This window comes from Methanobrevibacter sp., assembly GCF_045541095.1.
Classification (GTDB): Archaea; Methanobacteriota; Methanobacteria; order Methanobacteriales; family Methanobacteriaceae; genus Methanocatella.
Genome location: NZ_JAZQIJ010000010.1, coordinates 1 through 9,242 on the forward strand (window position 1 = coordinate 1; position 9,242 = coordinate 9,242).

The 9,242-nt window shown below is 33.3% G+C and carries 11 protein-coding genes and 1 pseudogene; 1 reads left to right on the forward strand and 11 read right to left on the reverse strand.

The annotated features are described in order from the left end of the window. Positions 1 to 351, reverse strand: coding sequence for a hypothetical protein (locus ACKI2P_RS00365; protein ID WP_407374157.1), 351 nt, complete (start codon positions 349 to 351; stop codon positions 1 to 3). A gap of 63 nt (positions 352 to 414) precedes the next feature. Here ACKI2P_RS00365 and ACKI2P_RS00370 point away from each other — a divergent pair, with 63 nt between their 5' ends. Next, positions 415 to 744, forward strand: coding sequence for a hypothetical protein (locus ACKI2P_RS00370; protein ID WP_407374159.1), 330 nt, complete (start codon positions 415 to 417; stop codon positions 742 to 744). Here the strand turns inward: ACKI2P_RS00370 and ACKI2P_RS00375 are convergent. The 10 genes and pseudogenes from ACKI2P_RS00375 to ACKI2P_RS00420 form a co-directional block, all read right to left on the reverse strand. Next, positions 734 to 1,072: a hypothetical protein gene (locus ACKI2P_RS00375; protein WP_407374161.1), complete on the reverse strand. Its 339-nt coding sequence runs from the start codon at positions 1,070 to 1,072 to the stop codon at positions 734 to 736. The genes ACKI2P_RS00370 and ACKI2P_RS00375 overlap by 11 nt on opposite strands. Position 1,073: 1 nt before the next feature. Beyond that, positions 1,074 to 1,583, reverse strand: a complete 510-nt coding sequence (locus ACKI2P_RS00380; protein ID WP_407374162.1) for a nitroreductase family protein — start codon at positions 1,581 to 1,583, stop codon at positions 1,074 to 1,076. Between the two features lies 1 nt (position 1,584). Further along, a complete protein-coding gene (locus ACKI2P_RS00385; RefSeq protein WP_407374164.1) occupies positions 1,585 to 2,385 on the reverse strand; it encodes a citryl-CoA lyase in 801 nt (266 codons plus the stop codon). A 40-nt stretch (positions 2,386 to 2,425) separates the two neighbouring features. Further along, positions 2,426 to 3,298, reverse strand: coding sequence for a fumarate hydratase (locus tag ACKI2P_RS00390; protein WP_407374166.1), 873 nt, complete (start codon positions 3,296 to 3,298; stop codon positions 2,426 to 2,428). Between the two features lie 4 nt (positions 3,299 to 3,302). Next, positions 3,303 to 4,205 (reverse strand): peptidase, encoded by a 903-nt coding sequence (locus tag ACKI2P_RS00395; protein WP_407374168.1) that lies wholly within the window; start codon positions 4,203 to 4,205, stop codon positions 3,303 to 3,305. A gap of 5 nt (positions 4,206 to 4,210) precedes the next feature. Then, positions 4,211 to 5,614, reverse strand: coding sequence for an MmgE/PrpD family protein (locus tag ACKI2P_RS00400; RefSeq protein ID WP_407374170.1), 1,404 nt, complete (start codon positions 5,612 to 5,614; stop codon positions 4,211 to 4,213). 90 nt (positions 5,615 to 5,704) lie between these two features. Beyond that, positions 5,705 to 6,196: a hypothetical protein gene (locus tag ACKI2P_RS00405; protein WP_407374172.1), complete on the reverse strand. Its 492-nt coding sequence runs from the start codon at positions 6,194 to 6,196 to the stop codon at positions 5,705 to 5,707. Continuing rightward, a complete protein-coding gene (locus ACKI2P_RS00410) occupies positions 6,197 to 7,102 on the reverse strand; it encodes a DUF3100 domain-containing protein (protein WP_407374175.1) in 906 nt (301 codons plus the stop codon). A gap of 309 nt (positions 7,103 to 7,411) precedes the next feature. Beyond that, positions 7,412 to 8,908 (reverse strand): transposase, encoded by a 1,497-nt coding sequence (locus tag ACKI2P_RS00415; protein ID WP_407374174.1) that lies wholly within the window; start codon positions 8,906 to 8,908, stop codon positions 7,412 to 7,414. Positions 8,909 to 9,142: 234 nt separating this feature from the next. Next, positions 9,143 to 9,242: pseudogene (locus ACKI2P_RS00420) on the reverse strand (arsenic resistance protein); the annotation flags it as partial.

Here is a 9,242-nt window from a genome sequence, read left to right on the forward strand (position 1 = left end):
TTATCTATAGAACCATTTCAATATACTAGGGGGCAGTTTTTGCAAATATGCTAGAATTGCTATTATTATAATAATTAAACCAATTACCGCAAATTCAATATTGTATGGAGAGTCTAAAATCATATACCCAACTACACCAATAATTATTCCCTCAAAAAAGAACACAGCTTTGGTCCATCCTGGGTTAAACAGTATAATCAAATATGCTACAGCAATTAAAATAAGCACTATCGCAGTGGCAATAACCTCATTTGTTATCGGTTGATGCCTTAAAAATGGAGTGATTGCCCATACAATCAACACTAAAGCTAGTGCCACACCTAATAATTTAAACATTTTAACATTTGCCATAATAACACTTACTTTTCTATTAAACTTCATGATATTTATATCATTATATTGAAAAGATTATACATGGAAAGAGCAGTCTGGATAATTTTAAACAAAAACTTTTCACTAACCTTAGACGGTGAAATGAAAAACAGTAAAGTCGTTGATAAAAAATTTTCACCAGGTCATGATTTATGGACAAATGAACTTCCCCAATTGGGTTTTAGTGATGAAAAGGTTCAAAAGGACTACGACGACTTTTTATCAGATATAATGAATTTTTTTGCAGAACCCCAATCTGATGCAGTACTCATCGATGCAAAACTAGATGAAGAATCAGAATACCTCAACAGCAAAAATCCGCTGATAGTGAGAAAAATTGAAGAATATAGTGTAGATGAAATTATAGAATAGCATTTGCTTTGTTTAAAACTTCATCCATACTATTGAATTCCAATGGATCACCTTCATCAGAAACCTTTTCGGTGGTTATCAGTACTGTAGGTGAAGCCCATATATAGGAATACATGAAATATGCTACATTAATGAAAATAAGTACAGAAAAGGCAGACAATGCCAATATCAGACATACTGCATGTATCAAAAGATTTCCAAATCTGCGCCGCCTCATCAAAATGAATTTTGTATCCTTTTCGAGAAGCTTAAATTTTTTTTGGGACAACTCCTCGGAAATATTCTCCATTTCCTTGGAATTGTCTGCACCAAGAATCATTAATTTCATTTTAATCCATATACACTACAAATTCATCTAATTCTTTTCTTGGAGTATCACGAGGTTCAGCATTACCATACCCTAATGGAGTAAATAAAATTGGTTCCTCATTTTCTTTTAGGTTTAAGAACTTATGAGCTTCATATTTTTTAAACGCTCCAATGTAACAGGTTCCAAGACCTACATCCTGAGCGGCCAAAATCATATGGTCCATTACGATAGTTGCATCGATATCAACTATATTCTTTTGGTCCCATGGCCTTGTCCAGGCCTCATTGTTTATTCCGACTACACATAAAACAATCGGAGCTTCTACAAACCATTTTGCTCCATAAATTTTTGATAATTCTTCTTTGTGTTTTTTTGTGTCAATGACATATACCTTAAAAGGCTGGCTGTTTACACCTGTTGGTGCTAATGTTGCTGCTTTTAAAATATAGTCTAATTTTTCCTGTTCCACTTCTTTGTCCAAGAATCCTCTTACACTATATCTTTCTGTTATGACGTCAATAAATTCCATTTTATCTACCTCCTTCATATATGATGTCATCTAAATCGCAAAAGCGCCTAAATTCTTCTTCATCCATATTTTCTTCATGAATGTGGGCAATAATGCCCGGAATTCTACCTATTATGAAAACTCCCAAACCTAAATCCGGAGTAAATCCCAAATCAGATAAAATAGCGGCATTTGCACCGTCGACATTAAGTCTGATTTTCTTTTTTTGATATATCAAATCTTCAAGAGCCAAAGCCAGTTTAATGTGGGGGCCTATAAAACCACGGTTAACCACAATTTCCATCAGTTTATCTGCTCTAGGATCAACATTATGATACCTGTGGCCGAAACCCGGCACCTTTCTGTCCTGAAGCACATATTCCTTGTAAATATCAATGGCCAAACTGGCAATCTGCTTATTGTCTATGTCGGAATCTTCAGTTACATAAATGGAATTAATTTTAGATTGATACAATTCCATAGTTTTTTCAATAGCTCCAGCATGATTATGTCCAAATGACAGTAATGCACCTGCAACAGCAGAATTCAATGGAGATCCTGAAGATGCAATAAGCCTGGCCGTTTGAGTGCTGGGCGGAGTTGCACCATGATCGCAGAAGGAAACCAGAACATGATTGAAAATCTTTCCTTCCTCAATAGTCGGCAATCTGCCTTTTAAAAGTAAAAAAATCATGTCACTATATCTAATTTTTTCTATCAAATCCCTTTGATTATATCCTCTTGTAACAATTTTGTTTTTTTCCACACGAGATATAGCTGTTTTTAAAGAATGTTGATTTACCCTGAAATTATTTTCTTGCATTTTACTGCACCCTCATTTTATTATTTTAAATTTATTGATTTTATAACTTTAATGTTGCGACTCTGGGTTCGACAAAACATGACGGCCTTATGCTGACAATTCTTACACCGCTTGCCCTCTGATTTCCAATGTTTATAAAGGAACCTAATACCGTTGTTTTTCCACCCAATCCCATTGGGCCGATCCCAGTTTCATTCAGTTTGTTGGTTACATGTCTTTCAGCCTTGCTTTGCACATCCAAATTTCCATATGCAATCGACTTTAAAAGAAGCGCATTTGCCTCATAGTGAGTTCTTCCAATACCAATTGAAGGAATGGATGGTGTGCAGCCCAATTGTTTTAATGAATCCTCAAGCCATTCTATAACGGTATATATCACATGATTAAAAGTTCTTTTATGATAAACCCTATATGTTTTTGCACGTATTTCAGGTCCCCCGCCTTCAAGAATGAAATGAAGATTTAAAGTATCATCTGATACTTTCCTGCTGTATGTTGACTTTTCATCGACAGTGTCGATTAAAATAGAAGCAGGTTTTAAATTCCCCGGACGTTTGAATAAACCCTTGCTCTGTTCAATTCTTTCTACATCATTACCTTTTACGGCCATTGGCCTTGCAGGAAGTTTATTTAAACCCTTACTGATACCTTTATTAATTTGATTAATCAATTCCCCTGAAAGTTCTCTTTCACGACCCATTTCAACTATCACATGAGGAATTCCAGTATCGTCACACAAGGGGAATTGGGTTTTCTGACTAACCCTATAATTTTCCAGTATCTGAGTCAAAGCCCATTTGGCGTTTTCATTGTCTTCATTTTCAATAGCCTTACTCAACGCCTTCAGTTTGTCTTCACTAAGATATGTTGAGGCTTTTATTATAGAATCAGCAATATCATTTATTATATTCATAAAATCACTCAGGAATAGATAAATCTTCGGATTTTTCTGGAGACGCAATAGCCTGCGGAGAATACTTGTCAATGACTCTTTTAACAAGCATGACCTGCTTTATACGCGCTATTGCTTCTTTTTCTGTAGTGTCCCAATTATGATTAGCGGCAACAGAACCGCCAGTCTTTAAATAAACCGGGGCAGCCACATCAATAAATTTAGGAACTTCATAATGTCTTATAAAACCCCCAGTTGATTTTGGATTTTCAGTATGCAAATCAATGGACATATCTACAGCATTCCTAATGGCAGCAATCATTGGAATTTGCAAATCTCTAACCGGATTTAGAGAATCCAATCCCATCTCTTCAAGCAATTTTGCTGACGCAGGATTTGAATGACCGGCATGTGCGGATAATTTGAAATGAACATTTGAAGGGATTTCATTATTTTCCCTCATTTTATTTAAAACCCATAGCAAACCCTCATCATACAATAAAATTCCGCGAACACCCAAATTACATGCCCTTTTTACATCTTCAACGGCATAAACTAAATTATCATATCCTCTAAGCCGATACCCTATTCTACTGCCCTCTTTAGTATGGACAGTTGCAGAAGTGTCATAGGTTGCCCTTGGCCCAACAGATAAAAATAACTCACAACCATACCCTTTTGCCAAATCAACCATCATTCGGATTTCATCATCAGTTAAAAGCATTATTCCCTTGGTTTGAGTAACTCTATGAATAAATACATTGTTTTTTATTGATTCTTTTAAAAGCGCATCCATTGTTTTAGGAGATTGAATCCCCGGAACTTCAAAACGGTATTGGCCGCCATCATTAAATCGTTTATAAGACTTAAAATCATCAAAAGTTTCTTTGATACCAATTTTTTTTAAAAATTCTTTTGTTTTATTCATAGTATCTACTCATTCAATTTTTCTACTACATATCTCATAGAATAATCTTCAAGAGAATCTATAACCGTAAGATTTTTTATATTATAGTGAGGATTATTAGATTTGAACTTGTCAATCAGTTCTGTTAATTTATATGGGTTTTCAAAATCCCCTTTAGGAAGCATTGTGATGTTTTGAAAAACACCATTTCGGAATGATTTGTCCAATTTGATAATTACATTTGACGGCCTTTTGTCGGGATACAGTCCGTCCAATTTCTCGTCAATCAGTATTATCATTCCCTTCGCCAAATTTTTAATGCTGTTTACTTTATCCACTGTAGAATAATTGTCCAAAAGACCATATTCAATTAACTGGTCAATGTCATCCACAGTCACCTCACCGACAACAAGAGAAATTGCAACTGCATAAGGAAGGGACTGCTTCAGTTCTTCCTTATTTTTAGGGGCGTAATTGTTGTGCTGTGCAGCAACAGAATATGTTTTGACTGCAATATTTTCAATATGATCATATTCGTCCCCTATACTTGCCTTTAGTTTTAAAGCAGTATCTATGGATGAATGAATGTGTCTGCAAAATGGATATTTTTTAAAGTAGATATCCCTTATCCTTACTCTTCCGGTATCTTTTAAAATCTCATTTAGTGAAAAATTTTCGGTGACAAAATCATCATCAACCATTGTCTTTAAAAATCCTTCTTTACCTTCAAAAATAGTTTCACTTCCGGTAAAACCATTTCTTGCAAGAAAAGCAGACAATATTCCATTATAGACTGCCTTACCAGCATGTAAAGATTTACCCATAGAACCCCCATGGTCAGATTCTAAAAGACCTGCCGCCTGTGTTCCGCACAGACCCAATGCATTTACAATCTGTTCATCATCAAGTTTCAATAACTTTGAGGCTACAGCTCCTGCAACAAAGGTACCTATGGTACCGGTTGTGTGAAATCCTTTATTTCTATGCTTGGGATTAACTATTTTTCCAAGAAGTATTCCAACTTCATATCCTACTATAACTCCCTCTAAAAATTCCCTTCCACTTAAATCATAAGCTTCACAAATTGCAAGGGCTGTCGGAAAAATAACTGAACCCAAATGAAGTTGAGCACCTCTGTGACCATCATCCAATTCCAATACATGAGCAGAAACTCCGTTTACAAAAGCAGCATCCAATATGCTTGTTTTATAATTTCTACCAATCACAGAAGCTTTTAAATTTAAATTAACATTTCCAGATAATATTTCACTAACCGTATTGAAAGCCATTTCCGCTGCCTTTTCCTTAGATCCCCTATAAGTAACCCCAAAAAAATCTAAAAAGGCCGCTTTAACTGTGGTAAGCGATTCGACAGTTGCCTTCTCATAGCGATAGTTGGAAATAAATTTAGAAATATTTTGTAAAAACATAAAACACCTACAAATAATATCTGTAAAAAGTAGATTAAATAGTTAAGTAATGATTGAAAACCTATATTAAAAGGAAATAAAAAAATGGATTTAAACTGCAGGAACACCAGTTAAGACCAATATTACATGAGCAACAATTGCTGCACCGTAATAAGTAGATGCAATTACCAAAACTGTTATGATAATAGCTCTCCATCCTAAAGCCTTAAACTCATCCCAGCTTTTTCCCATACCAATACCTACATATGCTAAAAATACAGTAACAATAGCTAAAAGCTCTACTTTAGATACATAGTAAAGCACAAACTCTGATGTAGGCATGCCTGGAAATGCAAGCAAAATACCTATGACACTTATGTAGAGAATAGAAGAAATATTTAACGGAACATATCTTTCAAGCCAAACCCCGACAAGAGTGATTAAAGACAAAATACCCATTCCAACCAATGAATCGGCAATAGGGTGTTTGTAACCCAGATAATTACCAATGACAGTAAGTACAGAAAATATAGCTAATAATAATATCCAATTAAAAATCCCATGAACTGAAACATTTTCAGATCCATCAATTAAATCAGGCATTTATTTATCCTCCTTTTTTGGAACTAAGGGTTCTTTTCCAATTTTAGGTTCCAACCAGTTATACATCTTTTCAGTTAAAGGAAGTGCAATGAATATTACAATATAAATACCCACACAGAATGAAAGCAGATTACTAAATCCTGCAAAAGCTTCAATCTGAGTTTCCATACCCGGAAATGCAGCAAGAGTAGGGCCGATTGCAGCAGCATTCATACTGGCGCTGCCGACACCACTTGCCATTGCAAAGGCATAAGGATGCAGCGGCAGGAAAGACAGTGAAAGAGTTACTAAAAAACTGATAAATATTGTACCTATTACTGTTCCAATGATAAATATTGCAAATACTCCTCGTGATTCAGGAGAATTAAAACCGTATTTATCTACAACTACTGCTACATTGGGTTCCCTTCCTATGGAATTAGTCATACCAATTGCTTCTTTCTTAAATCCTAAAAGAAGTGCAATCGGAAGCACCAAAATAGTTGCCAAGTGACCTATTTCCTGCAATATTAAAGCCGGACCCATTTGAAATATCAAACCGATTGATTGACCACTTGAAACAGCAAGTTTTGCAATCAAAACACCTATGAAAAGCATCATTGCTCCTTCAGCAATTCTGGCTTGTTTTCTTTTAATCCATTTAATCGGTTTTGCAAGATAAAAAATCAAACCCAAAACAATCGTATATATTAAAGGCATTATTGTAATAACCACATCTTTAGTTATTGGAATATTAATAGCCCCAATTAATTCTGCTATAACAACCAAAATTAAAACAGTCACATGCAATCCATAATCCTTCCATGGATTTTTCCTTAAAATACGCTTATCGGTTTTTTCACGATAGATATGCTCTACATGGCCATCTTTATCAGGAATATAAATCCTCCTCCAACTAAAAAATATAACCAATTTAATTTTCTATACTAATAATATCTTAAAACACATTTATAAATTAATAAGTTCAATTCAAAAAAAAAAAGTCACTAAATGAGTTCGTCCAATAATTCAATTTTTTGATTGAATTTAAATAAAAAGATTTTGCTCTTAGATTGAGATTAGTGGAGTTTCAGGAGTTATTTTACACTTGAAATTGCACTTTATTACTTTTTTTTAGAATTTTGGTTTATTTTTGTAGTTATTTTGCTTAATTTGGAGCTTGTTTATTTTGTGTTTTTTGTTTGGATGTGTGTTTTTATTTGTTTGTTTTTTTGTTTAAATGAGTGTTGCGTTTAGTTTTTCGTGTATTTTTTGTATGTTATGTGCTATTGAGCGTATTGTTAGTTCTTTTTCTGCATTTTTCATGCCTGTTCTGTTTAATTTTTGGAAATTACGTGCATTTCTTAGCAGTCCGAAGTGTGCTTCGTTTAGATTTGCTCTTTTTTTGTAGTAGATTTTTCCTTCAGGAGATTTGAAATCTGCTTTCATTTTCCATCTTAAATCATTGACAGGTTCGAAAATTTCTCTTACTCTGCTTTGGGTGCATTGATTTTTAACAGGGCAAGTTTTACATTTGTTTGTTGAGTATACTCTCATCCATTCGCCGTTTAGTTTTCTATCGTTTTTGTAATGTAGGTGTTCGCCAATTGGGCAGATGAATGAGTCTGTTTTCCATTCATAAATGAAATTTGCTTTAGCGTATTGTTTTTCTTTATTTTTAGGTTTGGATTTGCTACTTTCTGCTCGATCAGGTATCAATAATCTTATGTTGTTTTCATAAGCATATTTTATTACATTATCGTTCATATATCCGTTGTCTGCGACTAATACTTTAGGATTGATTCCCATTTGTATTTTTATTTCGTGTAACATTTCAAATAGTTCATGAGCGTCCGTAGCGTTCTGTGTTAGGTATTGGCCTACAACCATTCCATTTTTACTGTCCACTGCAACTTGATAATTATAATTCAAACCCATATTTCCTTTTTTATCCATCATCCACCTAGATTCTGGGTCTGTTAAACTAATAGTATGTTTTCCATCATAATTTGCTTTTAAAACATCCAATAAATCAAGAACATAACACATATTCTCCATACTAATTAAAGCAGTTTTAAGAAGAATTAAAGCATTTTTATTCAAATTATCATTTATTTCACTTATTAAACTAATTATTTCATCATGTTTTTTATTTTCATTGTAATATTGGTGGATTTTATACCAAATACTGTTTTTACACCAGTTTCCACCATAATCAAAAATCAAATTTTGTAAAAATTCAATTTCTTCAATTTTGATCAAATGAAAATTATTAGAATGGGCTTTTACAATGCTGCCGTCAACTGCAACGCACTCACCATCAATTAAACCTAAATTAATCCCCAAAATTACAGTATAATGAAAAAATGCATTGATTAACAAAGTATTTTCTTGTAAAAACAAATGAATAATGGACTTCTTAGGTTTCTTATCATACAAGATATAATTAACTGATTCATCATTATTATTTATCCAATCAGCCAATCTTCTACAACTAAATCGATTATTATAAACTCCATAAACAACAAAACCTAATAATTCATCCAAATAATACTCTTTAGGCCTTCCCTGATTCTTAAAATCATCTTTAAATAGTAATGGAAAATCACGTTTAAAATTACTTACTAACTTTTTAACTGTAAAAACAATGTTATTTTTATTCAAATTCTGTCCAGAAAATGCATAAGTAAAAATAGCCTGTTCACAAGTAGTATTATTATAAACTAAAGTCATAAATATCAAAACACCTAAACTTTTTGACAAAACCAAAACATTTAAGTGTCACAAAATACATAAAAATAAATTGTGAGAGGGTTTTTGGTTTTGTAGCTCTAAATAACTATTTATCTTCTCACATATTTATAATTAACTACTTTTTAGAAATTAATATCCAAAATGAGCAAATTTACAATGAAAAAATTAATAAAAAAATAAAAAATTAGAAAAAATTATTTATTGGACAGACTCTAGCAATATAATCTGCAGAATCAGATTAATCGGAAGTATTGACAGACTCAGTTTCACATCTCCTTTTGCCAGTTTGGTAAATACTAGGTACCAGTCTGTG